The organism is Paraburkholderia sp. PGU19 (assembly GCF_013426915.1).
Taxonomy (GTDB): Bacteria; Pseudomonadota; Gammaproteobacteria; order Burkholderiales; family Burkholderiaceae; genus Paraburkholderia.
Window position 1 is genome coordinate 339,840 of sequence record NZ_AP023183.1, and the last position, 24,864, is coordinate 364,703.

Consider the following 24,864-nt stretch of genomic DNA (forward strand, 5'->3'; position numbering starts at 1 on the left):
CTCAAGAGAGCTGACCCGCGCAGGGCGCGTCACGTGTCAAGGAGACGCGCGTGCCTTCAGACAGGCTTGATATTCGCAGCTTGCTTGCCCTTCGGCCCCATCTTCACATCGAAGCTTACTTTCTGGTTTTCCTGCAACGACTTGAAGCCTTCAGTCTTGATTTCAGAGAAGTGGGCGAACAGGTCTTCACCACCTTCATCCGGAGTAATGAAACCAAACCCCTTCGCATCGTTGAACCATTTCACTGTGCCAGTTGCCATTTTTAAACCTGTAAACGTTGAAAGTCGCTTTTTGAACCGCCCCGGATTTTGTGGAGGCTCCAACTCTTGAGAGAATGGAGCCATGAACAAGAAGGTAACCAAGTTTTCCCCGGAAGTCCGGGAGCGCGCAGTGCGTCTGGTGCGCGAGCAGCGTAGCGAACATCCGTCGATGTGGTCGGCGGTCGAATCGATTGCGCCGATGATCGGCTGCACACCGCAGACACTGCACGAGTGGGTCAAGCGCGACCAGGTCGACCACGATGAGCGCGATGGTGTGACCTCAGACGAGCGCGAGCGCCTCAAGGCCTTGGAGCGCGAAGTCAAGGAGTTGCGTCGTGCCAACGAGATTCTCAAGGTCGCGAGCGCGTTTTTCGCCCAGGCGGAGCTCGACCGCCGTTTCAAGTCCTGAAGGCCTTTATCGATCAGCATCGCGACACCTTCGGGGTCGAGCCGATCTGCAAGGTCTTGCGGATTGCCCCGTCGGGCTACCGACGCCATGCCGCGCAGCTTCGTGATCCGTCGCGGCGCTCTGTTCGCGCAATCCGCGATGAACGTCTGCGGCCGGAGATCGAGCGTGTGTGGCGGGCCAACATGCAGGTCTACGGCGCCGATAAAGTCTGGAAGCAGATGAACCGGGAGCGTATCGCGGTGGCGCGCTGCACGGTCGAACGGTTGATGAAGCAACTGGGTTTGCGCGGCGTGATGCGAGGCAAGCGTGTTCGCACGACTGTTCCAGATGCCATAGCCCCGCGCCCACTGGATCGGGTCAATCGCCAGTTCAAGGCGGCACGGCCGAACCAGCTCTGGGTTTCGGATTTCACCTACGTTTCGACGTGGCAGGGCGGGCTGTACGTGGCCTTCGTGATCGACGTGTTCGCTCGCCGTATTGTCGGCTGGCGCGTCAGCACCTCGATGACCACGGACTTCGTTCTGGATGCACTTGAACAGGCGCTTTACGCGCGACGCCCGGGCGACGACGGGACCTTGATACACCATTCGGACAGAGGGTCCCAATACGTCAGCATTCGCTATAGCGAACGGCTGGCCGAAGCGGGCATCGAACCGTCGGTCGGCAGCCGGGGCGACAGCTATGACAACGCCTTGGCTGAAACGATCAACGGCTTGTACAAGGCTGAACTGATTCATCGCCGCGCCTGGAAAACGCGGGAATCCGTTGAACTGGCAACGCTGGAGTGGGTGGCCTGGTTCAATCATCATCGATTGATGGAACCCCTCGGCTATATCCCGCCCGCCGAAGCTGAGGCAAACTACTATCGGCAACTTGAAACAGCTGCCGCTGAACCCGTATTAACTTAAACCAACCAGCCTCCACGATTCCCGGGGCGGTTCATTTTGCGCCTGCGAGATGACACGGAGTGATTGCCCGCGACGCAGGACCTTGTACCACGCTGTGATGAAACTTAGCAATCTCGCAGTCCTACGGACAGTGCCCGGTCGCGTCAGGGCGGACCCGCGCAGGCGTTTGACGGCGTCACGACATCCAGCTCACTTCCCAACGCCGAACTGAAATTCAGTCCGGTAATCATTGCTGGAAAAACAGAACCCTTCGGCAAATAAACCCGCATCGGAGAAATGTCGCGATCAAGTTCACTCAAGCTACTGCGCCCGCCAACTTGACAAAGCCCATTTGAGAAGTATCAAAACCGATGATACGGGCTGATACCAACCGCACGCGCTAGCGTGAACGTGGCGGGATTGGCCGGCAGACCGGGAGCGAAAATTGCCGCGCAAGTTAGTGCCTCAAAAATTGGGGGGCGGTCATATGTTCTACCAATCCTTCGCGCCTTATCGGGGATATGGCGTCCGTCTTGGGGTATTCGTCATTTGGGTGCAAAAAATGGCGGTCGCGGGGCGCGGAGCTACCTATGGCAAGGCTTCGCAAATATGCGAGTCGCGACAGATTGGGCGATCTGCAAGTCATTGATAAGGCGGCATTTGTCGATCCTAACGTCCAGAATTCGCACCAAAATGACGATTACCCCAGATGGCAAATGGGCGGAATGCGGGATTCTGGTGCACGCCACCCTACCCATGGTTCGGAAATAGTAAAGGTCGATCCCGCAGGCGCCGAGCATCAGCGATGTTCCGACTGACTCATTTCATGCGGACCCGCCTCGCCCGGATGTGGGCACTCCGCTTGCTTCATGCGTTTGATTCCCCAATCGGTTCGACAAGTGCGAGCGGCAGACATAGTCATCCGCTACCGGAACAATGCTTCGATGCAGTCATTGTTTCTTCTTTCTTCGCGCTTACCATGAGGTCGAACTCAAGTCCGCCTGAGCGACTGAAATGCCAAAGCTTCCCGCAGTATTCATGGTAGGCGCGTTTCCACCGCCTGTTCATGGGCTGTCGATGGCGAACGAAGCAATCGCCGAGCGCTTGAACGGTCGCGCCCGGATCGTCAAATTCGACACTGTAGGGGCACGAGTAAGATCTGGATGGGCAGGCCGTCTCTGCCGGCTCGGCACTGGTTGGGCCGTCTTGCGTTTCGCGGTCATGGCAGCCGTGCGGCGACCATCGTCAATCTATATCGGCCTCTCAGGTGGGCCTGGTCAATTGTACGATGGGATGTTCGCGTTAATTGGAAACCTGCTGCACGTCCCGGTGTTCATTCACCATCACAGCTTCCGGTACATCAACAGACCATCACGTTTGACGCGACTGGTCTTCGATCTTGCGGGCAACGCAACCCACATCGTGTTGTGCCCCGATATGGCGGTGCGCCTAAAACAGCTGTACCCGACATCGGTTGGGGAAACGCTGGTGTTGTCCAATACCTCATTGTTTCCAGCAGCGCCAGGTGGGCACGCACGGGTACGCGGAGAGCGTCCGCTGACACTGGGATTTTTGTCGAATATCACACGCGAGAAAGGGGTCTTCGTATTTTTCGACGTGCTTTCCGCACTCGATCGACGAGGTCTTCAAGTTCGAGCAACTATAGCCGGGCCCGTCGCCGACGCGATCGGGGATGAATTCAATGCGGCGTTAATTCGCCATCCTAGAGCAGATTATGTCGGCCCGGTTTCGGGCGAAAAAAAGACGAACTTCTACAAGTCAATCGACTTGCTGGTTTTTCCATCCAGTTATGAAAACGAGGCCGAACCGCTCACCGTCATCGAGGCAATCGGATTTGGCGTCCCTGTTATCGCATCCGACAAGGGATGCATTCCTTCGACATTGCGGCGGGGCGGCGGAGCCTGCGTTGTCGACGATGAGCGAATGGCAGAACGCATCGCGGATTTCGTGGTCGACGTCGCTAGCTCTCCAGGCGTCTATGAGGCACTCTCGTGTGGTGCGGTGGCGTCCGTGATGAACCAAGCCCCAAGTCAGGCCGCTGCGCTTCGCAAGCTCCTTGGAATGCTGACACGGACAGATGCGGTAGATGGTTATGTCATCTCGGACCGGCGGATAGATTCTTAGGGCGCCCGGTCGTATGTGTCCGGGCGTCGGGGACGCGCTTTCCAAAAAAAGCGTGGGGTCATTTTGACGGCTCTGGTGCAAATAGCGCGGGGGCGAATCGGTTAAGGTGTCGGTCTGAACGAATTGAGAACCGCCGATGAGCAAGCTGAAGAGTCTGGAGGAACTGTTCGCGGGACGTCATTTTGACCGCGATGTGATCATTCTGTGTGTTCGCTGGTACCTGCGCTACAAGCTCAGCCTGCGCGATCTGGTCGAGATGATGGCCGAACAGGGTTTGTCGCTGGCTCACACGACGATTCTGCGCTGGGTGAAACGTTATACGCCCGAGTTCGTCAAACGCTGGAATCGCTTTGCTACACCTGCGGGTCGTGGCGCGTCGACGAGACCTATCTGAAGATTCGTGGCAGGTGGGTCTACCTGTACCGTGCGGTGGATCGGGCTGGCCAGACGGTGGACTTCATTCTCAGGGCGAGGCGCGACGTGGCCGCCGCCAAAGCCTTCTTCAGCAAGGCCATCAGGCATCAGGGCCAGCCGCCGGAGACCATCACGCTCGACGGTTATGCTGCCTCGCACCGCGCGGTGCGCGAGATGAAGACCGATGGTCTGCTGCCTGAAGACACGAAGGTCCGGTCGTCGAAATATCTGAACAACGTGATCGAGCAGGACCATCGCCACATCAAATCCAGAACGAATGTGATGCTCGGTTTCAAACGGTTCAGGGACGCCGCGACCACAATTTCAGGCATCGAACTGACGCATTGAATTCGCAAAGGCCAGTTCGACCTCGCGAAGCTCGGCCTCAAGGATGCCGCTGCGCCCGCCGTGTTGAATTATGTTCTGTCCAATCGATAAGGTATCCTTCCTATAGGAAGCGTCTCAACCGGCTTACCTATTTGCACCAGAGCCGTCCCAAGTTGTGGGCAGCAAATAGTAAGGGCGATCTCAGTTGTCCTCCGAACTCGACTAGCTCCGACTAGATTGGGTGGTGGTGCGTTGAGGCAGGTCTGGCGGCCACAAAGTTTGCTGCCAGTGCACTAGGGCGTTGCGCTTAGGGGCATTCGCCTGCACCGATTCCGAATGGCACTAAACCGGTCTAAAGCTGCCTCACGAAGGGCGACACCCGGGAGAGCGAGTCGACGAGACTTGACATAAAAACCGCTGGTTTTGACAACAGACAGGTACGGCCGTCTCGAGGGACGGTCGTATTGGCGTATTTGCTACAGTGCAAACAACCGCCCTAGTTGCGGCTCGCTATCGGGCACGCCAGCAAGTCGCAACGCGTGCCAGGCCATCGCGAAGTTGCTCGAGATGATAGGCTTGCCTGTCGCCGCCTCAAGCTGTGGGATCAGCGCACCGACACGCAGGCTCGTGCAGGAGACGAACACCGCGTCCACATCGGCTTGCCGCGCAAGCTGCCCGATCGCTGTGCAAAGCGACCGGGCGTCGATCCGGGCGACCTCGTTATCGTCTGCGTGCTCGAATGATGCGATGCGGGCCACGGCAATCCCGCGCGCTTCGATGTAGTCGCGCATGAACTCGTTAATGGAGCGGATATACGGCGTCAGCAACGCGGCACGCCGCACCTGCAGCGCATTGAGGGCTGCGACGGCACCCGTGATTGGGGTCGTGCAGGCGATGCCGGGACGCGCCTCGCGAATGCGTGCAAACACGCGCTCCTCGCCGATCACCATTGCCGCCGACGTGCAGCCGAACGCCACCACATCGAGCCGCTCGCCTGGCAGGAGCAACCCGACGGCCGGGGCGATGCGCGATTCAATTTCCGCCAGTCGTGCCGGTGTGATATCCGGCGAGTTCTGCAAGCGGCTTTCATAAAAAGCGACGCCGTCCTGCCGGAGCAGTTCACGCCATTCGTGTTCGATCGTGTGGTCGGTTGCCAGAACGATGAGGCCGATTGCCGCGCGCTGCGCGACGCCGTCGTCGAGCGCGAAATCGAGCTTCATGAAGGCGTCGTGCTGCAGTGAGGTCGTGCTCATTTCATCGTCATCCCTGTCAGGTCCAGTTCGGGCGTGCGCCCTGCCATGATGTCGGCGAGCAATTTTGCGGTGCCGCAAGACATCGTCCATCCCATGTGTCCGTGCCCCGTGTTCAGAAACAGATTGCGGTGGCGTGTACGGCCGATCAGTGGGGTACCCTCGGGTGTCATGGGTCGCAGCCCGGCCCAGTAGCTCGGCTTCGTGTAGTCGGCACCGTCGGGGAACAACTCGCGCGCCGCACGTAGCATCGGGACAAAGTCTGCGGGCGTGTGGCGTGTGTCGTAGCCTGCAAATTCGGCCGTTGCGGTAAAGCGGAGCCGTTCGCCGAAGCGTGCCCATGCAACGAGATGGTTTTCGTCTACGCCGCCAATCTGCGGAGGCCGGTATTCGCGTCCGGCCGGAAATGTTGCCGAGTAGCCCTTGACGGGATAGATCGCCAGCCTGTAACCGAGCGGGCGCGCGAGAATCGGCGAATACGAGCCGAGCGCGAGCACAAAGTCGTCGCCGTCGATGAGACCTGCCGGCGTGCGGACGCCTGTTATCCGGTCGCCGGCCGCTTCGATACGGCTGATCGGGGTGTCAAACATAAAGCGTACGTCAAGTCGCTCGCAGACTTTCTGCAGCTCGCGGGTGAACTGATGCGCATCGCCGCTCTCGTCACTGGGGCAGTAGATCGCGCCGGCAATCCCGTCGCGCGCGTGCTCAAGCGCCGGCTCACGCATGACTACCTGTGCGACGTCCAGCGTTTCGAGCGGCAAACCATTTTCGACAAGGATCGACATATTCGAGCGGCCGCGCTCGAACGATGCCGCGTCACGATAGAGATACAGCAGGCCGCGGCTGATCCGGTCGTACTGAGCTTCCCTCGGTTTTTCGCCTTCCACAGGCCCCAAGTTACGCAGCGGCATCCTTGGTCTGCTGAGCTTTGATCCAGTCTTGCAGAAACTGAACCGGCGATGCGAAGCCGAGCGACGAATGACGACGACTGCGGTTATAAAACACTTCCAGGTATTCAAACAAGTCTGCCATCGCTTCCTGATGCGTCCGGTAACGTGTCGCATGGACGCGCTCGTTTTTCAGGCTGTTAAAAAAGCTTTCCGTCGGCGCGTTGTCCCAGCAGTTTCCCTTGCGACTCATCGAGCAGCGCATGCCATATTCCGTCAGCTTGCGCTGGAAGTCGTGGCTCGCGTACTGGCTACCACGGTCGGAGTGATGCATGGCGCCCGGCTCGGGCCGACGTCGAAACCACGCCATTGTCAGCGCGTCGATCACGATGTCCGCCGTCATGCGCGGCTTGATCGACCAGCCGACAACTTCCCGGTTGAACAGGTCCAGCACGATCGCCAGATACAGCCAGCCCTCGTCGGTCCAGATGTACGTGATATCCGAAGTGAACACGCGATTCGGCGCCGTCGGCGTAAAGTTGCGCTCTAGCAGATTCTCTGCGACTGGCAGCTTGTGCTTCGAGTCCGTCGTTACCTTGTAGCGCTTCTTGTGCCGGGCCCGGATACCGTTCTCGCGCATGAGCCGCTCGACCCGTTCCTTGCTGGCCGGAAAGCCACGGGCGCGAATCTCCTCGGTCATCCGTGGCGATCCATAGGCGCCCTTGACCTCGGCGTGGATAGTGCGGATCAGCGCCAGCAACTGTTCGTTGCTCAGGCGTTTGCGCTCGGGCGTGCCACCGCGCTTCCATGCTCTATAGCCGTTCAGACTGACCGACAGGACCTCGCACAGGGCCGACAGCGGAAAGTGCCGGCACTGCATATCAATCCAGGCGTACTTCAAAGGAGGTCCTTCGCGAAGAACGCCGCCGCTTTTTTTACGATTTCAAGTTCCATCTGCAGGCGCTTGTTTTCGGCTCGCAGGCGCGACAGCTCCATTTGTTCCGGCGTCACAGCCTTTGTCCCGGCGCCGTTCAGCTTTCCTGCCTCTGCAGCTTTCACCCAGTTGCGCAGTGTCTGCGGTGACATCTTCAATTCACGGGCCACGGCACGGATGCTTTGCCCATCCTTGATCCGTTGTACTGCGGCCGCCCTGAACTCAGCCGTATATGCATGGTTTGGTACCTTGAACATTATTCTTTTCCTTACTTCAGATCGAGTTTACACACGACCCGTTGGAAGGCGAAATTTCGGGGGAAGCTCAGTACTGCAGTTGCTCTCTCACAGTCAACTGCTGTAGCTGATCCTGTGCGTAACGACACAACCGTACCTTCCGCGAGGTGTTTTCGCGCGAGCGCGTCGCGGTGCAGTTGCGCAGGAACAGCACACACCACGCCCACATGTGCGGATCGGCGTTGAGTCGCAGGCGAAGCGCCTGTCCTTCGACGAACAGTGATTTCAACAGGATTTTGGGTGCGTGCGGTGAAGCCCACGTATACGAATGCCCCGGCGCGACGAGCCCGGCATTCGCAAAGCTGGTTTCGAGCGCAACACCCGAGCGGCGATCGAGCACGGTGACGGCGCGACCGTCCCTCGCGAGGTAATACGCCGTTGTAACACCTGCAAGGCCGGCGCCGAGCACGATGCTTTTCATCTGCACCCCTGTTGTCGTCTAGTAAATATAGGTCTGCCGCCGCTTTCTTGAGTGATTTATACGCGGATACCCTATATCGGATCAGCGGTTCGGGGGACCTATCATGAATAAGGCATCTTGCGGGCATTGCACGAAAGGTGTGCGCGAGGCTCGCGCAATACCGCGCAAGACGATTTATTACGTTACGCTAACTGATCGCGCCGGCTTACCCGCGTCGCGGGACCGTCCGGTCGGATTCACAGTCAGGAGCCGAGAACATGAATGCTCAGAACAATGGCATGCCCGACGCCTTCCGCGTGCTACGGCAAACCGTTGCTGCGGCTATCTTCGGTCTGGCGACACTCGCCGCGCTCACCCCCGAAGTGGCGCATAGCCAGACCATCAAGATCGGCGTACCGGTGCCGCTTTCGGGTAGCAGCGCCAACGCCGGCACCGATATCGTGAACGGCGCCAAACTGGCGGCCGCGAAGATCAACGCGGCGGGCGGCCTGCTGGGTAAGCAGGTCGAACTCGTACCGGAGGACGATGCCTGCGACGCGCAAACGGCGGTGCAGGCCGCGCAGAAGCTGGTCGACGCGGGCGTGGTCGCGGTGGCCGGCGGGTATTGCTCGAGCGCCGCGCTTCCCGAGCTGACGACCTTTCATCGGTCCGGCATTCCGTACGTACTGGATGCGTCGACCAACCCGAAGCTGACCGAAATGGGCTACGACAACGTCTTTCGCACCATCGGCCGCGATGACCAGCAGGGCCCGTTCGCTGCCAGCTTCATCAAGAACTCGCTGCACGCGAAGCGTGCGGCGGTCATCGACGACAATACAACTTATTCGAAGGGGCTGGCGCAGAACACGGTCGACGCGCTCAAGAAGGGCGGTGTCGAAGTCGTGTACGCTGATTCGATCACGCCCGGCCAGATGGATTACTCGCCGACCCTGACCAAAGTCGCGTCGCTCAAACCCGACGTGATCTACTACACCGGTTACTTTTCGGAAGCCGGACTGCTCGTGAAGGAGGCGCGGCAACTGGGCCTCAAGATGACCCTCATGGGTGGCGACGCCACCAACGACCCGACGCTGATGAAAACCGCCGGCCCGGCCGCCGACGGCATGATCATCACGACCTCTCCGCTGGCGCAATTCCTTTCCGGCGCGCACAGCTACGTTGACGACTATACAAAGGCCTATGGACAGGGTCCCGGCCCGTATTCCGTCTATGAATACGATGCCGTCGCCGTCACGGCAAAGGCGATTGCCGATGCGAAATCGGCGGACCCGAAGGCGATCATCGCCGCGCTGCACAAGATCAAGGACTATGCGGGCCTGACTGGAACGATCGGATTCGATCCGAAGGGCGACCGCAGCCGCGCGGTGTACATCACGATCATCGTGCGGAACGACCAGTTCGCGGCTTATCAAAGGCAGGACTCGGGTGGTCACTGGGTGGCAATGAAATAGGCGCCGCGGCTCACCCGTTGCGGCCATGAGCACCTTTTTGCAGTACGTCGTCGAAGGGCTGACGATCGGCTCGTTCTACGCGCTCGTGGCCCTCGGGTACACGATGGTCTACGGCATCATCCGTCTGATCAACTTTGCGCACGGCGATCTGTTCATGGTCGGCGCATTTATCGGCTGGACCAGTCTCGCGGCGTTGGCGAGCGCGCATCTGCCGCTTGCGCTCGCGCTGGCGGCTGCTTTCGCGGTGTCGATGGTCGCGACGGGCGGACTCGGCGTCGCCATCGCGCGCGTCGCGTATCAGCCATTGCTGCGCGCACCGCGCCTGTCGATCCTCATTACCGCGCTAGGCATCTCGCTGGCACTCGAAAATGCCGTGCTTCTTATTTACGGCGCCGGCTTCAGGACCTATCCACACCTGCTCACCCACGCGGGACTCAATCTGCTCGACGTGCAAATAACGTTCGCGCAGATCGGCATTGTCGCCGTCAGCTTTACGCTGATGCTGGGTCTCTACTTTTTCGTGCATCACACGTTCCTCGGCACCGCGATGCGTGCGCTCGCGATCGATCAGGATGCGGCGCGCCTGATGGGCATTGATGTCGAGCGGATGATCCAGCTCACCTTCTTCATCGGATCGGTTCTCGCTGCAGTCGCGGGCGTGATGGAGGGCCTCTTTTATACGCAGATCAACTTTTTCATGGGCTTCGTGCTCGGGCTGCGCGCATTTACCGCGGCCGTGCTCGGTGGGATCGGCAATATACCGGGCGCCATGGCGGGCGGACTCCTGATCGGGTTGCTGGAGGCATTCGGCGCTGGTTATGTGTCGTCGCAGTGGACGGATGTGTTCGTGTTCGGCGTGCTGATCGCCGTGCTGGTTGTCAAGCCGACGGGCCTGTTCGGCGAGCGCGTCGTCGAGAGGATGTAGCGTATGCGCGCACCGGTTCCGATGCCAGTGCGGCCCACGATCGTCACGGTGGGGCTGCTCGCGCTTGCCATCGCGCTGCCGGCTTTCTCCAGCAACTACGTGATCGATGTCGCCCTGACGATCGTCACGTACTCGATCCTCGGCCTCGGGCTGAACATCGTGGTCGGCTATGCCGGCCTGCTCGATCTCGGCTACGCGGCATTCTTTGCGATCGGCGCCTACACCACGGCATTGCTCGAAACGCTGCTGGGTTTCTCTTTTTGGGAGACGCTCCCGTTCAGCGTGGCGTTCGCCGGGGTATCGGGGGTGGTGATTGGCTATCCGACGTTGCGTCTGCGTAGCGACTATCTGGCCATCGTCACGCTGGGGTTTGGCGAGATTACCCGGATCGTCGCGACCAATCTCGACATCACGGGCGGTCCAAACGGGATTTACGGTATCGCCAGCGCGAATCTCTTCGGCTATGAGATCAGCTCGCCGCGCGCAGTCTACGAACTGGGCATGGCGTTCCTCATCGTTGTCCTGTTATTCGCGGTCCGCCTCGGCCGCTCGCGGCTCGGGCGTGCGTGGACGAGTATCCGCGAGGACGAAGCGGCCGCCGAGGCAGTCGGCGTCCCGACGCTGCGCGTGAAGCTTCTGGCCTACGTAATGGGCGCGCTGATCGGCGGCATAGCGGGCAGCCTGTTCGCCGCGCGTTTCGGCACCATCGATCCCACCGGTTTCACTTATCTGCAGTCCGTGACGATTCTCATCATCGTCGTGCTCGGCGGACGCGGCAGCATACCGGGCGTCATTCTCGGTGCGATCATCGTCGCTGGCGTACCGGAATTGCTGCGCTTTCTGAACCTCTGGCGCATTTTCGGATTCGCCGTCGCGCTCGTGATCCTGATGCTGTTGCGACCGCAAGGCTTGTGGCCTGTCCGTGCAAAACGCGCGATGCCGCATGCGGGTGTGTCAGGCGTGCCGGCTTCACCCGCACCACCCGTTATGACAGGGGCGGGCGAAACGCTGCTCGAGGTTCGCGATCTGGCGTGCCGATTCGGCGGCGTGCTGGCGGTCGGTGGAATCAGCTTCGTCGTGCGCAGCGGCGAGATCCTTGCGCTGATTGGCCCGAACGGTGCTGGCAAGACGACGGTCTTCAACTGCCTGACTGGCGTCGTCCGCGCGAGCGATGGACGTCTGTTCTGGTGCGGCGCGCCCCTGGGCGGCGGCGCACCCCACCGCAACGTGCACCGCGGCATCGCCCGCACGTTTCAGGGCATTCGTCTCTTTGGTCACATGAGCGCGTTTGAGAACGTGCTGACGGGAATGGACCACCGGTTGCACACGTCGCTAGTGTCAGAACTCCTGGGCACACCGTCCGCGCACGCCGAGGCGGCTGAACACGAGGCACAAGGCATGCGCTGGCTCGACATGGTCGGGCTTGCTGCACGAGCGAGCGAATACGCGGCCGATCTACCCTATGGCGACCAGCGCCGGCTCGAAATCGCTCGCGCATTGGCGAGCAATCCGCGCCTGCTGCTGCTTGACGAGCCGGCTGCCGGGATGAATCCGACAGAGAAGTACGCGCTGATGGAGCTGATCCGGCGTATCCGCGCGCTCGGCGTCACGGTGCTGCTCATCGAACACGACATGACGCTGGTGATGGGCGTCTCCGACCGGATCATCGTGATGGATCACGGCGTGATCATCGCCGAAGGGCCACCCGCGCAGATCCAGAGCGATACGCGCGTGATTGACGCGTATCTTGGCATCGCCGAAGAAGACGACGCGGCCGGCGATGTCGCCAGCGGGGAGAGGTCGCTGTGGAACTCCTAGAAATCCGCGATCTGCACGTGAGTTACGGGAACATCGAGGCGTTGCATGGTGTCTCGCTCGATGTCGGGGCGTGCGAGATAGTTGCGCTGCTCGGCGCCAATGGTGCAGGCAAGACCACGATGCTCAGGACCATCTCGGGTCTGATCCGGCCGCGCGCCGGACGGATCGAGCTCTCCGGGCGGCCGCTGACGGGGATGCATTCCCACCAGATCGTTGCGCTCGGCGTTGGACACGTGCCGGAGGGGCGACGCATCTTCGGCACGCTGACAGTCGAGGAGAATCTGCGCCTCGGCGGCTATCTGTTGCGGCGCGACTCTGTGGCGCTGGATCGCCGGATCGCCGCCCTCTATGAGACCTTCCCGCGGCTTGGCGAGCGACGCGGCCAGTACGCCGGAACGCTCAGCGGTGGTGAACAGCAGATGCTCGCCATTGGGCGCGCGCTGATGCTCAAGCCCAGGCTTGTGCTGCTGGACGAACCGTCGATGGGGCTCGCGCCGAAACTGGTGCGCGCGATCTTTGGCATGATCGCGGACGTCTGCACGGAAGGCACTTCGGTGCTTCTTGTCGAGCAGAACGTCAGACAGGCTCTTCGCATTGCGCACCGGGCTTATGTGCTGGAAGGCGGGAGTATGGCGCTGTCGGGTACGTCCCGGGATCTGGTCAACGACAGCCGTGTTCGAGCCGCGTATCTTGGAGGGAGTGCGTCATCGACGGGATTGCCATAACGGATGCCATGCAGATTTTTGCGCACACCGCCCGCTTTTTCAAGGAGCGACTTCATGTTGAACTACCCTGTCGCCTACCAATCGACAAAAGGTTCCGCGCTCGATGTCGACAAGGACTTCTATACACGCATCGCGACCGAACAGGATAGTCGCGAGCTGGTCGAATGGTTCTGTCAGGTTGACGAGGGTAGGTTACGTTCTTGGATCACGAGTAGTTATACTAATCATATAATTTTTGTCGAAATGTCAGAGACAGTCCTATCATACCATTTGGCGAGGCGTTCTTTGAGTATCGCGCGATGACATGCAGCGTTCATCCGGTGTCTGGGCAACGCGAAGTGCTGCCGGATTGGGCCGAAGCATGAGAGAAACGCCTGTGTGCGATGCACATCGCGAAAGCCGCACATCTGGCGTTCGCGCCTGCGGGTTGGCTGGTGGCTATTCTCGGCGCGGTTGTTCACGCGAGCAGCCGCCTTGACGAAGATGTGCTTTACCTGAGCGGGCTCTGGAATTTCAGCCTTCGCCGCCGGATAACTGCGCAGTTGATCGGTAACGATCTTGCGCGGCACCGGGATTGATCGCAGCACCCGCCGGAAGAAGCGCTTGGCCGCGGCCTTGTCGCGGCGCTTTTGTACGAGCACGTCGAGCTCGGCGCCATGCTCGTCGACCGCTCGCCACAACAGATACGGCTCGCCGCGTAGTGTCACGAACATCTCGTCAAGGTGCCAGGTGCTGCCCGGCTTCCTCCGCACCGCCTTGGCGCGCTGGGCGAGTTCAGCTCCGAATTTGTCGCACCAGCAACGGACCGTTTCGTGACCACGACGCCACGCTCGAGCAACAACTTCTCGACGTCGCGCAGGCTCAGGCCGAACCGGTTATACCAGCGAACCGCGCAGCTGATGACGACAGCAGGGAAGCGGTGGCCGTGATATAGCGATTTCGTCTTCTCCTTCGTACTGCATGCAGCCCACAACCGTGAGGCGGGACTGGCTCCACGGGCACAACCGTCTCCCTGCAACTTGACTGTAGTCGCGCGAAGCAGAAATGCGTGTGTGCGGGCGGACAGAATTTTTCCGGCGTCGGGCACGTGCGTCGCACCGGGCACGGCGCTCCGAAGAGGGAAGGCTGTTCGGCGGGAGCCGTGTCGAGCCGCATTGTGCTGACCTGAGCCGTATTGCGGGCAGCGCGTGGTGCACGACGCACCGTGCTGCCAGAAAGGGAAAAAGCTCTTCCTCGACGTGACGGCAGAGCACTGCGCGACTGAAGATGACGTCACGCGAGAGACGAACGAACGGTGAGGGGGCTTCCGTGGGCATCAGGTCTCGATACGGTGTCCTGGTAACCGGCCGCCAGGGCTTCGGTCCGTGCTACGATTGTACCAGGCAGCGACTGCTTCTTCCGCAGCCAGGGCATCAGCATGCATCGCACTTTCGACCAGGCGAAAGATCCCTATCCAGACACGGTGCCCCGTTCAATTCTCGACGTCTGGCGACAAAGCACCGGGCGTTATTGCTCGCCTTCATGTCGCCGACAACGCTCGCAACACGGATCATCTGATGCCGACCCTCGGGGACCAGCAGCAGGAGTGCCGCATCGTCCAGGCCATTTTTTGCGGTGCAACGCACTGAAGAATCAGCGGATCGCATCCAAGCTGGCATTAGGTAAAACCAAGGAAGAGTGATGAACACGATCGCGTGGCAACAAGGTTTTGCAGCTGGTCGTCTGGGCAAAGCGCTGGATCTTTGTCCCTACTTCGGCTGCGCGGTGTGGGAGTGGATCTGCGGATACCTCGACGGACAGGCTAAACCGTTGCGCCTAGTCCACGATCACGCAGTGAACCCATAAATCTTGCGACGAGGTCCGCGTTCGCACAAAACCACTTTACGACGTTCGGGCCGCATCCAGTAGTGCGTGCCGAATGCCCACCTCATTTAGGGCGGCTGAAACGCTGAACGTACAGTCAATTGGCCCGCACAAGACGAGCCATCCATTGAGATGAGACGCTTGCCTGGGCCCGCTACACGGGCTTGATATTGGCGGCTTGCTTGCCCTTTGGGCCCATCTTCACGTCGTAGCTTACCTTCTGGTTCTCCTGCAGTGACTTGAAGCCCTCGGTCTTGATTTCGGAGATGTGTGCGAACAGGTCTTCTCCGCCGTCATCCGGGGTGATAAAGCCAAAGCCTTTTGAATCGCTACCATTTCACTGTGCCAGTTGCGATTTCCTGATCCTGTAGACGTTAAGAGTCATTCGCGGTCGGTATCGCACGGCGCGACCGCCTGCGACGGACAACTTTGTATGACGCCCGGATGACCCTGCCAATCAGCTTGGCCACGGTCTCCCGTACACTGCCCGAAAGTTCCCCCGTGAATGACACGCGTCAGTGTAGCTGCGGCGCGGCAGGAACCAGGGAAGCCGACAATACATCCGACGCCCAGAGTAGTCCTCATCGGCAGAAGGCCGTGGGTCAGTCGCCACGCCATTTGCTGTCGCGTCACCCGGACGTCGCGAAGACGCAAGTTCAGATAGCTCCGGCGCTATTGAGTCATCGCCGTTTCGCATCGCCGAACGCGCCGTGGTTGCGTTATACGATGGCGGCTTCAGGAGTAGCTCACCCGGTCCGTACGATTGATGGCGGTTTATATGGAAAAACATCGATCGATCAATGATCGCAATGATCTGCGAACCTGTCGACTGCATGAAAACTGTGCGCCCGCACCGCCGTCCAACAGGCAGCTTTTGTACAGCGCTACCACCCAGGTTGCGCGGCTCGAACGTAGGGATGCATCAGATTGATGGGGAAAACATGAACCAGCTCGCTCTCGACTCCCGACAACATGTGAAAGCCCGCGCACGCCTGATTGGTGACCGGCTTGATCTGAAAAACTACAAGATCGCCGATCCGATCGGGACGACACCGCTGACACTGACTGTCGGTCCTGACGATGGCGTAGCCGTCCTGTTTCGCTATGGTGTCGTTGTATTTTTTGGTGTGGGTGCCGGCGATGAAGCAGCTTTCATTGATTCGCTCAGAAACATCATAACCAATGTTTACAGCAGTCCGGAGGTCGAAGAGCTCGACATTTACCGTGGAAAATCCAGCGCGGCGGTGCAGAGCGACGCCGTGTGGCTGGACAAGGTCACGCTGGAGAGGATACAGATAATTGCAGACGTACTTGGCAAGAGCCTCGTCCTGTCATTGTATGAGAAAGAGGTCGCGGGGAAATTTGACGGGATTGCCCCCGTCGCGCTGGAACTGGCTAACTCCGGAAAGGTGAGGGCAGATTCGAAATCACTTTTGTCGAAAATCGGCAATCTGATACTGATCGAGCACCGCATGGTTGGTCGTGCCGAGATCGGTGACAAGCCTGAGATCCTGTGGGAATATCCGTCGCTTGGCGGCCTGTATGCTGCCCTCGAAGATGAATTTGAACTACATGAGCGTCACGCAGCGCTAGAGCGCAAACTTACCCTGATCTCGGACACCGTCCATACCCTGGCGGATATCGTCGAGAACAAGAAAATTCACAAACTGGAATGGTATGTGATCGGGTTAATCTGCTTTGAAGTAGTTCTGAGCCTTGTGGATCTGGCCAGAAGATGGCTGGTTCCGGGCTGAATCGACAGACAAACGGAAATCTTCCCTTCTCCGGGCACGACATAACGATCCTGATGCCGGGCAAGCGTGCCGCGCGCGGGCTCGCGCGCTTCCTGCCCTGACGGATAGAAAAAGCGGCTACAGGCGTGACAGGGTTTTATGACGCCTTCATCATGGTGAAACGGTTTCGATCGTGAATCCATCCGTCGTCGTTTCTTTTGCTCTACGCCACACACTTATGCGTCGTATCGTTGTTCGCAACTCGCCCGTTCATGGCCGCGGCGTTTTCGCGCTGGTCGATCTCCAGCCCGGCACGTACCTTCTCGAATATAAAGGCGAACTCGTTTCGTGGAAGAGGGCGGAACAGGCCTACGCTCTTTCCGGTGCCGAAGATGGCCACACGTTTTTCTTCGCCCTGGATGACGCGCGGGTGATCGATGGTGCCCGGGGAGGGAATTCCGCCCGGTGGCTCAATCACAGCTGCGCACCGAACTGCGAGGCGGAACAGGACGATGACCGGGTATTCATCCGGACGACCCGTCCGATCGGAAAGGGCGCCGAACTTTTCATTGACTATCAGCTTCAGGTTGAAGGTCGCCGGACTGCTGCGATCACCCGGTCGTACGCGTGCCGCTGCCGGGCAGCGGGCTGTCGAGGCACCATGCTCGCCGACTGACTGGCGCCACATGCAGGTGCGCGACCGGCGAACCAACAGCCTGGGTTTGAAAGGTGATCGATGTGCCGGCGTCGGATTCATCCCGCGAGAATTCGGGGCGCCGCGGGGGGATTTTTACTTCGACACTTCTGGGGAAATTACGGTCGTCGTTGACACAGGGCCGCAAATTGCAGAATCAACGGTGGGCATCCAGCAGACGCAACAGTTCCGCGCGCAATCCGGATATGTCAAGAACATGCCGTGCGCGGAGACCGCGCCAAAGCGGAGGCTTTATGCCGCGATATGATGAGTGCAATCGTTGCCTGCGAGCGTCGGATACCATCGCTCGAAGCATGATCGCAACTGCTCATTCAGGACGGACGTCCTCACCTGCAGAAGGCCTTGCGCATGAGCCGGTCGCCACGCCATGCTGACGCTTCACAAAGCGCTTGCTGACCACCTGGTTGACCGCCGACTCGACGAAGCTCGAGGTGATCGGCTCGCCATGACGGTAGCGGTCCCCGTAGTTCACGATAAAGCGCTGGTTGTTCTCGAGATACCCGATGAACTCCTCGAGTCTGGCCAGCAGTCTGGCCTCCTCGGGACTGTCATCCGTGGCGAGTTCCCAGCCCAGGCGTTCAAGCCGCTGCAGCGCCGGATAAGGGCAGCCGTGCCAGAGGTGCCACTTTGCAATGCGCAGCGCATCGATCAGTGTGTCGACACATGGCCGTTCGTCGCGGTCCGGCAACCCCTTCATCATCTGTTCGAGATTCTGTACCCGCATGGCGACGTGAAACCAGTCGAGTACTCTAAGTACTCTCTCGCCATAATCGCCAAAGTCGAGCTCGGCGCGGCGCACGGTGTCGCCGCCGTCCGGCAGGAAAGTTACCGGCTGGTCGGCGCCGACGCCTTCCTGCGCAAGAAACGCGCCAGCATCCGATCGGCAGGCTCGTGCTCGAGTGTGTGAACGTAAGCGAAGCTGTGTCCGCGACCGTCGTCGCGCAGTGATTTCCCGACGATGACTTCGAACCAGCCGTCCTGCCGGCTGCTGTGTCCGGCCAGGCGGATATAGCCGCCGTCGATGCCCACGGCGCGTACTGAACTGTGCTGCGGAATGGCGCATCGGCCAGCAGGCAGATCGACGTATCGCCGTTGCTCGACGGCGACCGTTGCCTTCGAACTCTCAAGGCGGCGGCCGAGCGCGGCGACGCGTCTCCGGATCGTGGTGGCCGCGAGCACATGCTCAAGCGGTAACACCTCCTGCAGTACCCGGACGGTCAGCCCGTAGGACATCAACGCGGCAAACTTGGCCTCGAGATACTGCAGTTCGGGACTCGTCCGCTCACGCAGGCAACTGGCCAACGGGCTGAAGGACCGGCGCGCGCTTCCGTTACAACGGCACCGGTACAGCCGCGGGCTATCGAACGATAGCCGGCCAAACACCGAGCGGTAGAGCAGGCGATGGTGGCCCTTGACGGTCAGACGGGAGCCGCACTCCGGACACACGCTCATTCGGGCAATCGCCTCCGTGGCCTGGGTTTCTATCATCGAACGCTGCAGCCGGCCCAGCAGCGCCTTTGCCTCTTCAAGGTGCAAGCCGAGTGAGCCGGCATCGAAGCCTTCCCGTTCGAAGTGGGCAATCTCCGTGATACTCGGCTGCTCGTCGACTTCCGTCCGAACCACAATCTGCACGCTGATATGCATGGCGGCCTCCTCCGCTCGGCACATCGCCTGGGCGATCAGCTTATCGCACCAGCGTCTGCAGGCGTTCATTCGCGGCCCGACCGTCGAAACGCCGATCCAGCCAGATAAGCCATTCGTCGGCCTCGAAGCGCAGATCGTTCACGTCAATCTGGCCTTCGGGCCTTCGCGCAAAGCCTCAATCCACTCGAGAAATTCCTGCTCGCCATGAACTTCGAGAGCGTTCATGTATCTCTTGGGACCTCCGGCGTCTTCTGGCGGGCAACGCCCCGGGGCCCGCGACGCAGCGTGGTAGTGGTCTTGCCCGCTGGTTGCACGTTCGCCGTTCGACGCGCACGTCATGCAACCACCAGGAGGTGAAGTCGTACAGATAGGCAAAGCGCTCATGTTCGTGCAGGCCAAATGCTGCGAGGGACGGGCTGTCTGGGCCGTCGAAGAATTGGAACGCACCGTCACGATGTCCACCGTAACGCCATCCGCGGATGACGAACCGGTGCAGGTGTTCGTCGTGCCGGCCCATGGCGAGCTGCATCACCTGATGCAACTGCGCAATCGTGATCTGCTCGGGAATCAGGACTCGCCGCCAGACCGGCGGGCTGACGCCCCGCAGACTGATTCGCAACTGGAGAACGGAAGATGCTTCGGAAGAGTCGGAGTCCATCGAAGGCACTATAAAGGCTTCGTTCAGTCATGTTCGCAGACCCGATTCCAGCCCCCGCTTTGGCGCGGTCTCCGTATAGGCGCTTTGATCCTGAAAACCCATACGGATCGGTGGCTTGAAAGATCATCGTTTCTTCGGCGGTCGCCGACACGCAACACCTTGATGCAAGCAACTTTGCGCGCTGCTACCGTCAGATTCACGAAAAGGATGACTACCCCTGATTGCACTCTTATATTTTCGATCCGAAACGGCGCTCGTGGCGTGCGTCGTGTCCGCGCGTCCTTCAACGTGAAACGCAGATCCATTGCCACGTCGACGCAACTGCGCAGTGCGTTTTCCTGACGCGCGAAAAGGAGCACGCATGAAGCTTTCGAAATGCCTGTTGCTGATCGCGTTGTCGCTGTCCGGTTGTCACGCGCAATCCTCGAAGACGTATTTCGGCGATGGCCAGACCCCGCCGCAACACGGGCGCGCCTCTTCGCCGCCGCCACTTCCTGGAGCCGAAATATTTCGAAAGCTTCATGCGCGCTCCTTTTCAATAGGAGCGTGAGGATAACGCAATGCTCGATGTCGCGATGGATCTGCGTTTCGCGTCGAAGGGCGCGCGGACACGGCGCATGCCTCGAGCGCCGTTTCGGATCGAATGCACACGTGTCCAAATCAACACAAGGCACCGGAAAAGCGATGCACCTGCGCATTTCTGAACTATTGAACATGCGACCGGATCAGGGATGCGAATACTGACTCTGATGTGGCGAATGGTGTTTCGGGTGATGCCGATAGTGCTGCCTGTGTTTGGACTTCGATTTTGAGCTTGCCTTTGCTTGCGGCTTTGCCTTCTGCTGCGCTTGTGGAGGCGGTTCGCCTGGAGGCAGTGGTTGTATCAGTCGGTCACGCTCAAACCTCACAGACGTATTACTTCGGCGAAGGCCAGGGCAAGCCGCAAAGCGGGGGGCCACTTCGCGCGATCGGCATCACACGAAGCACCATTCGCCGCATCGGAACCGGAATTCGCATCCCTGATCCGGTTAGCGTGTGCGCTACGCATGAATGGTCACGCCTGTGACCTGGCCTTGCTCTCGTGAAAACCCCCGACGTCCGTCGCGCCCTACAGTGATAGCCACATGCCGGCGCTACCGCGACGCGTTGCCGCGAGACCGGCCGTGGACCCATTTCGTGCGCAACGAGCGCGCCATGGACCCCGCGACGACGGCCATCATCGCACCGCTGTCGGCCGCCGCAAGCGGTGCGACAACAGAAGTTGCCAAGAAGGCCATCTCGGGGTATTCGTCCTTTTGGTGCAAAAGATGGCGGTCGCGGGGCGCGCAGCCGCCTACGACAATGCTTCGCAAATATGCGAGTCGCGACAGATCGGGCGATCTGCAAGTCATTGATAAGGCGGATTTTTTCGATCCTAACCGCCATACAAGCACCAAAAGGACGATTACCCTGAGGTCGACGAGTAGACGCGTGGTTCCCGGGGTGGCTGCTGGTGGATCAAACCGGCGCTCGCGGGCCGGTTCGGTGAGGCGCGTGTCAGCGTGACCGGGCCGCGTCGCGTGCGACTGCCCTGCTCGGAGAGATCCTGCGGCGGGAGCACGAAGGCGACCAGCACGAACTGGTCAGTCTGCGTCAGGCATTCAGCCGGTTGCATGCGGGTCTGTTCGAGGCGTACATGACAACACGAAAAGTGCAGCACCGGTGAAGAGTTCATGGCAGGCGTGCTCTGAAGCCCGATTCATCACGCTTGCAGCAACCTCGGCGACCGGTTGTCCGGGACCATCCCCGGATAATGTCCGAACCGAATTGACGTGCCGGCCTCGATACTGCATGACCGACCAATTGACACTGCATGTCCTGGGCGACGGACAAAGGGCGTTAAACGACCTGAGTCGGTATAAACATGCGACGCGTACCTTCATGTCATGCGGCGCAACCAGGCCTTCTGTAGCTTGACGGGCAAACACCACCTTTCCGCTTTGCAACGCGGCAAATCTTTTCTATGGTGGTAGACGACGCACCGCAGTGACAAAACCGCGACGATCATCGTTCTTGATGGGGTGCATAAGGGGTCCGGCAATGACCCACGATCTAAGGACCTGGCTGGTTCAGAGTGGACTCGGAAAGCACGCCGCAGCGTTTGAGTCGCAGGGAATTGACTGGGACGTGCTCGCCGACCTTTCAGACGGCGATCTGAAGGAACTCGGGCTGACGCTCGGCGACCGCAAGCGGCTCGCCAAAGCGCGAGCGGTGTTGACCGAGTCCCACGAATATCAAGCGGCGTGTGTAAAGAAACGAGGAGCATCACCTTCGTCGGCCGCCGGAAGCATTGAGGCTGAGAGGCGGCAATTGACGGTGATGTTCATCGACCTCATCGATTCGACCGCGCTTGCGGAACGGTTTGACCCGGAAGAGATGCGGAGTCTTCTGGCAGCCTATCATCGAGCCTGCGCGAGCGCGATCGACGCTCATGAAGGCCATATTGCGCTTTACGTCGGCGACGGAGTCGACGTCTATTTTGGCTACCCGAATGCTCACGAAGACGATGCGATACGTGCGGTACTGGCCGGCTTCGCCGTCATTGCCGCACTTCGCAAGGCCAACGAGCGCGTCGAAACCGAGCACGGCGTCCGCCTACACGTTCGTATCGGAATCGAGACCGGACTGGTCGTCGTCGGTACGATTGGCGCCGGACCCACCCTGGATCATCAGGCAATCGTCGGCGAGGCGCCAATCGTCGCCGCGCGGCTGCAGGCGCTCGCTCCAGCCGACTCCGTCATAGTGGGCCCCGTCAGCCGTCATTTGATCGAGGGATCGTTCCGTCTCGAAAATCTGGGGCGGCGGCGACTGAAAGGGGTGACCGGTACCGTGCAGGTTCAACGCGTACTAGCGCCGACCGAAGCTGTCGACCGCTTCGAGATCAGAACGATCCATGGGGTGACGCCTCTCGTGGGCCGTGCGGCTGAGCTCGGCATGATCCGGCAGCGCTGGCAGCACAGCGTGGATGGCGAGATGCGCAGCGTGCTGGTGATTGGTGAGCCCGGTATCGGAAAGTCTCGCGTGCTGCGGGCATTTTGCGACAGTATTCGTGGAGACCTCCATGAGGCTGTCTCGCTTCACTGCTCCTCTTACCATCGCAACAGTCCCTTCTGGCCGGTACTACGCTGGCTACAACGCGCGATGGGTCTCGGTCCCAATGGGAATATTGAAGAGCGACGGACCGGCATCGCCAGACTCGCGGTCGATGCAGAAGAAACGCGACTCGCGCTTGCGACGTTGCTCGGCATCCCGACAGACGCGGACCATCCGGATCTTGACGTTTCCTCTCCATCCCTCAAACGTCGGACGCTTGATGTGCTCGTCTCTATCGTCGAAAACTTGACGCGCGTTCAACCCTTGCTCGTTGTCGTCGAAGACGCGCAATGGATCGATCCGTCATCCCTTGAATTTGTTCGGCTGGTTCTCGAGCGGCTGGAGACCAACCGTCTCCTGGTACTGGTCACCGCGCGCCCTGAGTTCGAGCCGGGTTGGAATTACCCTCATCTTGTTACCGTCAACCTCGATCGGCTCTCCCGCGGTGAAAGCGTTGCAATAATTGAACAGATCACCGATGGAAAGCCGCTTCCAGGTTTCGTTCTCGACGAGATTGTTTCCAAGACGGACGGCGTGCCGCTATTCGTTGAGGAGCTAACCAAGGCTGTCCTCCAGGGCGATTTGCTGCACGATGCGGGCATCCGCTATGAATTGAAAGGAGCCCCGCAGACAATTGCGATTCCCGATACGCTGCAGGGCTCGCTGCTATCACGGCTTGATCGGCTGGATCCAACCGCAAAGGAGGTTGCCCAGATTGCGGCCACCGTGGGAAGGGAATTCAGCATAAAGCTGTTGCGCCTGATTGCGTCGCGATCAGAGAGAGAACTGCAGGAAACGCTCAAGAGCCTCGTCGCCGCCGAAATCATCGTTTCCACTTCGAGTAAGCCGGGGGAAAGCGGCACCTATCAGTTCCGGCACGCGTTGATCCAGGAGATCGCCTACCAATCCCTGTTACTCGAGCGCCGCCGACAATACCACGCGCTGATCGCCGTCGCGCTAGAGGAACATTATCCGGAAATCGTCGACCGACAACCCGAGTTGATCGCTCAGAACTACGCCGCCGCCGATCAGCCTGAACGTGCAATCTCTTATTGGCAGCTCGCCGGGGAGCGTGCGCTTGCGGGAGCGGCATACGACGAGGCTATCGCTCACGTGCGCAGCGGACTGGAACTGGCAAATAGATCTGGGTTATCAGAGCAGGGCGTGCTTGCCCACCTTCACAAGATATTGCGCAACTTGCTTGACCGCGCTGAACATAGTCGCCGCGATGTCTATCTTGCGTCGGCGGTGGATCTTTGCGAACTTGAACGGCGTATGCGTTCGATCGGGACTGACGATTAGGGTATAACGGGGCTCAACAAGGTACGCGGTTATGCGCCGCAGCACATCAACCTTTACCTTGTTGAGCCCTATTCTATGGCTTTTCGTCGAGATTGCTTGAGAACCCGACTTTCTTATGTGAGCCGTCGCAGAGTGGCTTGTGGCTCGACTGACCGCACCGGCATAGCCAGACTTCGTTCTTGCCCGCTGCGATTGGTTGCCCGCCCTGCGTGTTAATCTGGAAGTCACCTGTTATGTGGTACGGGCCGTCATTCTGTGGTGTGATGATTACAGTCGCCATGTGCGCCTCCAATGAGGGTGAATCGCGCAAGCCTGCGCAGCACCGGGCCCTCAATTGGGGCAACCCGGCAGCAGGTCCAGTTTCAGTCTATATCCGGATGGCGCGAAAATGAGCCGGTTCCTGCCGCGCGATCGTGCAAAGCCGGGCACCGGACGTGCTGCGGCGCATCGTGGTGGGGCCACGGCCGTATGCGTTCATCATGGCCGCGGTGTTTGCGCTGATCGGTGTATTTCCGCAACTGACGGCGCTCCTGTTCGGCGCATCCTGATGGAGTGTTTAGTCAGATCAAGCCAGCTTCAACGGTGAAGGTGGATTCGATACACTGGAAAAGACCTGTATATCGCATTTCACCGCTGTGATGGATCTGGATTTCAGGCAAACCGTATCC

The 24,864-nt window shown here is 59.8% G+C and carries 19 protein-coding genes, 6 pseudogenes and 1 other annotated feature; of the genes and pseudogenes, 13 read left to right on the plus strand and 12 right to left on the minus strand.

Going from position 1 to position 24,864, the window contains the following annotated elements; genetic code table 11:
• Nucleotides 1-56: 56 nt before the first annotated feature.
• On the minus strand, nt 57-260 hold the full coding sequence (locus H1204_RS48550) for a cold-shock protein (protein ID WP_035988139.1): 204 nt from the start codon (nt 258-260) through the stop codon (nt 57-59).
• An 82-nt stretch (nt 261-342) separates the two neighbouring features.
• On the opposite strand from H1204_RS48550, the gene H1204_RS48555 reads away from it, so the two are divergent.
• Nucleotides 343-1,577, plus strand: a protein-coding gene (locus H1204_RS48555; protein WP_180736899.1) for an IS3 family transposase whose coding sequence is annotated in 2 segments (ribosomal slippage) — nt 343-634 and nt 634-1,577 — 1,236 coding nt in all. Because the reading frame shifts where the segments join, the coding sequence is not laid out codon by codon here.
• Nucleotides 624-740 (plus strand) — a sequence feature (AL1L pseudoknot). (Overlaps the previous gene by 117 nt.)
• A gap of 143 nt (nt 1,578-1,720) precedes the next feature.
• Here the strand turns inward: H1204_RS48555 and H1204_RS48560 are convergent.
• The gene (locus H1204_RS48560; RefSeq protein WP_180736900.1) at nt 1,721-1,876 is read right to left on the minus strand and encodes a hypothetical protein; all 156 of its coding nucleotides are present in this window, start codon (nt 1,874-1,876) and stop codon (nt 1,721-1,723) included.
• 694 nt (nt 1,877-2,570) lie between these two features.
• Here H1204_RS48560 and H1204_RS48565 point away from each other — a divergent pair.
• Both H1204_RS48565 and H1204_RS48570 read left to right on the plus strand, forming a co-directional pair.
• Nucleotides 2,571-3,701 carry a glycosyltransferase family 4 protein gene (locus H1204_RS48565; protein ID WP_180736901.1) on the plus strand — a complete coding sequence of 377 codons (1,131 nt, stop codon included), beginning with the start codon at nt 2,571-2,573 and terminating at the stop codon, nt 3,699-3,701.
• A 136-nt stretch (nt 3,702-3,837) separates the two neighbouring features.
• Nucleotides 3,838-4,463: pseudogene (locus H1204_RS48570) on the plus strand (IS6 family transposase).
• Nucleotides 4,464-4,918: 455 nt separating this feature from the next.
• Here the strand turns inward: H1204_RS48570 and H1204_RS48575 are convergent.
• From H1204_RS48575 to H1204_RS48590, 4 genes and pseudogenes are all read right to left on the minus strand, one after another.
• On the minus strand, nt 4,919-5,695 hold the full coding sequence (locus tag H1204_RS48575) for an aspartate/glutamate racemase family protein (protein WP_180736902.1): 777 nt from the start codon (nt 5,693-5,695) through the stop codon (nt 4,919-4,921).
• Nucleotides 5,692-6,552: pseudogene (locus H1204_RS48580) on the minus strand (FAD-dependent oxidoreductase); the annotation flags it as partial. The gene H1204_RS48575 and the pseudogene H1204_RS48580, both read right to left, overlap by 4 nt.
• 37 nt (nt 6,553-6,589) lie before the next feature.
• Nucleotides 6,590-7,770 (minus strand): IS3 family transposase gene (locus H1204_RS48585; protein ID WP_180733881.1). Its coding sequence is split into 2 segments (ribosomal slippage): nt 6,590-7,518 and nt 7,518-7,770, totalling 1,182 coding nucleotides; the frame shifts between segments, so codons are not numbered across the junction.
• 70 nt (nt 7,771-7,840) lie between these two features.
• Nucleotides 7,841-8,230, minus strand: a pseudogene (locus tag H1204_RS48590) (FAD-dependent oxidoreductase); the annotation flags it as partial.
• A 257-nt stretch (nt 8,231-8,487) separates the two neighbouring features.
• Between H1204_RS48590 and H1204_RS48595 the strand changes: the two are divergent.
• From H1204_RS48595 to H1204_RS48610, 4 genes are read left to right on the plus strand one after another with little or no spacing between them, the layout of a single operon-like run.
• On the plus strand, nt 8,488-9,681 hold the full coding sequence (locus tag H1204_RS48595; RefSeq protein WP_180736904.1) for a branched-chain amino acid ABC transporter substrate-binding protein: 1,194 nt from the start codon (nt 8,488-8,490) through the stop codon (nt 9,679-9,681).
• 25 nt (nt 9,682-9,706) lie between these two features.
• Nucleotides 9,707-10,606, plus strand: coding sequence for a branched-chain amino acid ABC transporter permease (locus H1204_RS48600; protein ID WP_180736905.1), 900 nt, complete (start codon nt 9,707-9,709; stop codon nt 10,604-10,606).
• A gap of 3 nt (nt 10,607-10,609) precedes the next feature.
• Complete coding sequence (locus H1204_RS48605; RefSeq protein WP_180736906.1) at nt 10,610-12,424, plus strand: ATP-binding cassette domain-containing protein; 1,815 nt, start codon at nt 10,610-10,612, stop codon at nt 12,422-12,424.
• Nucleotides 12,412-13,149 carry an ABC transporter ATP-binding protein gene (locus H1204_RS48610; protein ID WP_180736907.1) on the plus strand — a complete coding sequence of 246 codons (738 nt, stop codon included), beginning with the start codon at nt 12,412-12,414 and terminating at the stop codon, nt 13,147-13,149. Before H1204_RS48605 ends, H1204_RS48610 begins: the two co-directional genes overlap by 13 nt.
• Nucleotides 13,150-13,373: 224 nt before the next feature.
• Here H1204_RS48610 and H1204_RS48615 read toward each other — a convergent pair.
• Nucleotides 13,374-14,122, minus strand: a pseudogene (locus tag H1204_RS48615) (IS6 family transposase).
• 707 nt (nt 14,123-14,829) lie between these two features.
• On the opposite strand from H1204_RS48615, the gene H1204_RS48620 reads away from it, so the two are divergent.
• The gene (locus tag H1204_RS48620) at nt 14,830-14,994 is read left to right on the plus strand and encodes a hypothetical protein (RefSeq protein ID WP_180736908.1); all 165 of its coding nucleotides are present in this window, start codon (nt 14,830-14,832) and stop codon (nt 14,992-14,994) included.
• Nucleotides 14,995-15,166: 172 nt separating this feature from the next.
• Here H1204_RS48620 and H1204_RS48625 read toward each other — a convergent pair.
• Nucleotides 15,167-15,368: pseudogene (locus H1204_RS48625) on the minus strand (cold-shock protein).
• 444 nt (nt 15,369-15,812) lie between these two features.
• On the opposite strand from H1204_RS48625, the gene H1204_RS48630 reads away from it, so the two are divergent.
• Together H1204_RS48630 and H1204_RS48635 are read left to right on the plus strand one after the other, a co-directional pair.
• Nucleotides 15,813-16,766 (plus strand): RMD1 family protein, encoded by a 954-nt coding sequence (locus H1204_RS48630; RefSeq protein ID WP_243469214.1) that lies wholly within the window; start codon nt 15,813-15,815, stop codon nt 16,764-16,766.
• A gap of 217 nt (nt 16,767-16,983) precedes the next feature.
• The gene (locus H1204_RS48635; protein WP_180736978.1) at nt 16,984-17,421 is read left to right on the plus strand and encodes an SET domain-containing protein-lysine N-methyltransferase; all 438 of its coding nucleotides are present in this window, start codon (nt 16,984-16,986) and stop codon (nt 17,419-17,421) included.
• Between the two features lie 270 nt (nt 17,422-17,691).
• On the opposite strand, the pseudogene H1204_RS48640 reads toward H1204_RS48635, so the two are convergent.
• Nucleotides 17,692-19,104: pseudogene (locus H1204_RS48640) on the minus strand (ISKra4 family transposase).
• 175 nt (nt 19,105-19,279) lie between these two features.
• The gene (locus H1204_RS48645; RefSeq protein WP_180736909.1) at nt 19,280-19,762 is read right to left on the minus strand and encodes a plasmid pRiA4b ORF-3 family protein; all 483 of its coding nucleotides are present in this window, start codon (nt 19,760-19,762) and stop codon (nt 19,280-19,282) included.
• 361 nt (nt 19,763-20,123) lie between these two features.
• On the opposite strand from H1204_RS48645, the gene H1204_RS48650 reads away from it, so the two are divergent.
• On the plus strand, nt 20,124-20,312 hold the full coding sequence (locus H1204_RS48650) for a hypothetical protein (RefSeq protein WP_180736910.1): 189 nt from the start codon (nt 20,124-20,126) through the stop codon (nt 20,310-20,312).
• Nucleotides 20,313-21,206: 894 nt separating this feature from the next.
• Here H1204_RS48650 and H1204_RS48655 read toward each other — a convergent pair.
• Complete coding sequence (locus H1204_RS48655; RefSeq protein WP_180736911.1) at nt 21,207-21,476, minus strand: hypothetical protein; 270 nt, start codon at nt 21,474-21,476, stop codon at nt 21,207-21,209.
• Between the two features lie 365 nt (nt 21,477-21,841).
• Here H1204_RS48655 and H1204_RS48660 point away from each other — a divergent pair, with 365 nt between their 5' ends.
• Nucleotides 21,842-24,196, plus strand: coding sequence for an AAA family ATPase (locus H1204_RS48660; protein WP_180736912.1), 2,355 nt, complete (start codon nt 21,842-21,844; stop codon nt 24,194-24,196).
• Between the two features lie 73 nt (nt 24,197-24,269).
• Here H1204_RS48660 and H1204_RS48665 read toward each other — a convergent pair whose 3' ends face one another.
• Nucleotides 24,270-24,476, minus strand: coding sequence for a CDGSH iron-sulfur domain-containing protein (locus H1204_RS48665; RefSeq protein WP_180736913.1), 207 nt, complete (start codon nt 24,474-24,476; stop codon nt 24,270-24,272).
• Between the two features lie 133 nt (nt 24,477-24,609).
• Between H1204_RS48665 and H1204_RS52875 the strand changes: the two genes are divergently transcribed.
• Nucleotides 24,610-24,744, plus strand: a complete 135-nt coding sequence (locus H1204_RS52875; protein ID WP_274608319.1) for a hypothetical protein — start codon at nt 24,610-24,612, stop codon at nt 24,742-24,744.
• The last annotated feature ends 120 nt before the right edge of the window (nt 24,745-24,864 follow it).

Bases quoted from the DNA above. Each gene is read 5' to 3' on its own strand.
- H1204_RS48605 (WP_180736906.1), top strand. From the start codon at position 10,610: ATGCGCGCACCGGTTCCGATGCCAGTGCGGCCCACGATCGTCACGGTG.
- H1204_RS48645 (WP_180736909.1), bottom strand. From the start codon at position 19,762: ATGGACTCCGACTCTTCCGAAGCATCTTCCGTTCTCCAGTTGCGAATC.
- H1204_RS48635 (WP_180736978.1), top strand. From the start codon at position 16,984: ATGCGTCGTATCGTTGTTCGCAACTCGCCCGTTCATGGCCGCGGCGTT.
- H1204_RS48655 (WP_180736911.1), bottom strand. From the start codon at position 21,476: ATGAACTCTTCACCGGTGCTGCACTTTTCGTGTTGTCATGTACGCCTC.
- H1204_RS48620 (WP_180736908.1), top strand. From the start codon at position 14,830: ATGAACACGATCGCGTGGCAACAAGGTTTTGCAGCTGGTCGTCTGGGC.
- H1204_RS48660 (WP_180736912.1), top strand. From the start codon at position 21,842: ATGACCCACGATCTAAGGACCTGGCTGGTTCAGAGTGGACTCGGAAAG.
- H1204_RS48565 (WP_180736901.1), top strand. From the start codon at position 2,571: ATGCCAAAGCTTCCCGCAGTATTCATGGTAGGCGCGTTTCCACCGCCT.
- H1204_RS48575 (WP_180736902.1), bottom strand. From the start codon at position 5,695: ATGAGCACGACCTCACTGCAGCACGACGCCTTCATGAAGCTCGATTTC.
- H1204_RS48595 (WP_180736904.1), top strand. From the start codon at position 8,488: ATGAATGCTCAGAACAATGGCATGCCCGACGCCTTCCGCGTGCTACGG.
- H1204_RS48650 (WP_180736910.1), top strand. From the start codon at position 20,124: ATGAAGCTTTCGAAATGCCTGTTGCTGATCGCGTTGTCGCTGTCCGGT.
- H1204_RS48550 (WP_035988139.1), bottom strand. From the start codon at position 260: ATGGCAACTGGCACAGTGAAATGGTTCAACGATGCGAAGGGGTTTGGT.
- H1204_RS48665 (WP_180736913.1), bottom strand. From the start codon at position 24,476: ATGGCGACTGTAATCATCACACCACAGAATGACGGCCCGTACCACATA.
- H1204_RS48630 (WP_243469214.1), top strand. From the start codon at position 15,813: ATGATCGCAATGATCTGCGAACCTGTCGACTGCATGAAAACTGTGCGC.
- H1204_RS48600 (WP_180736905.1), top strand. From the start codon at position 9,707: ATGAGCACCTTTTTGCAGTACGTCGTCGAAGGGCTGACGATCGGCTCG.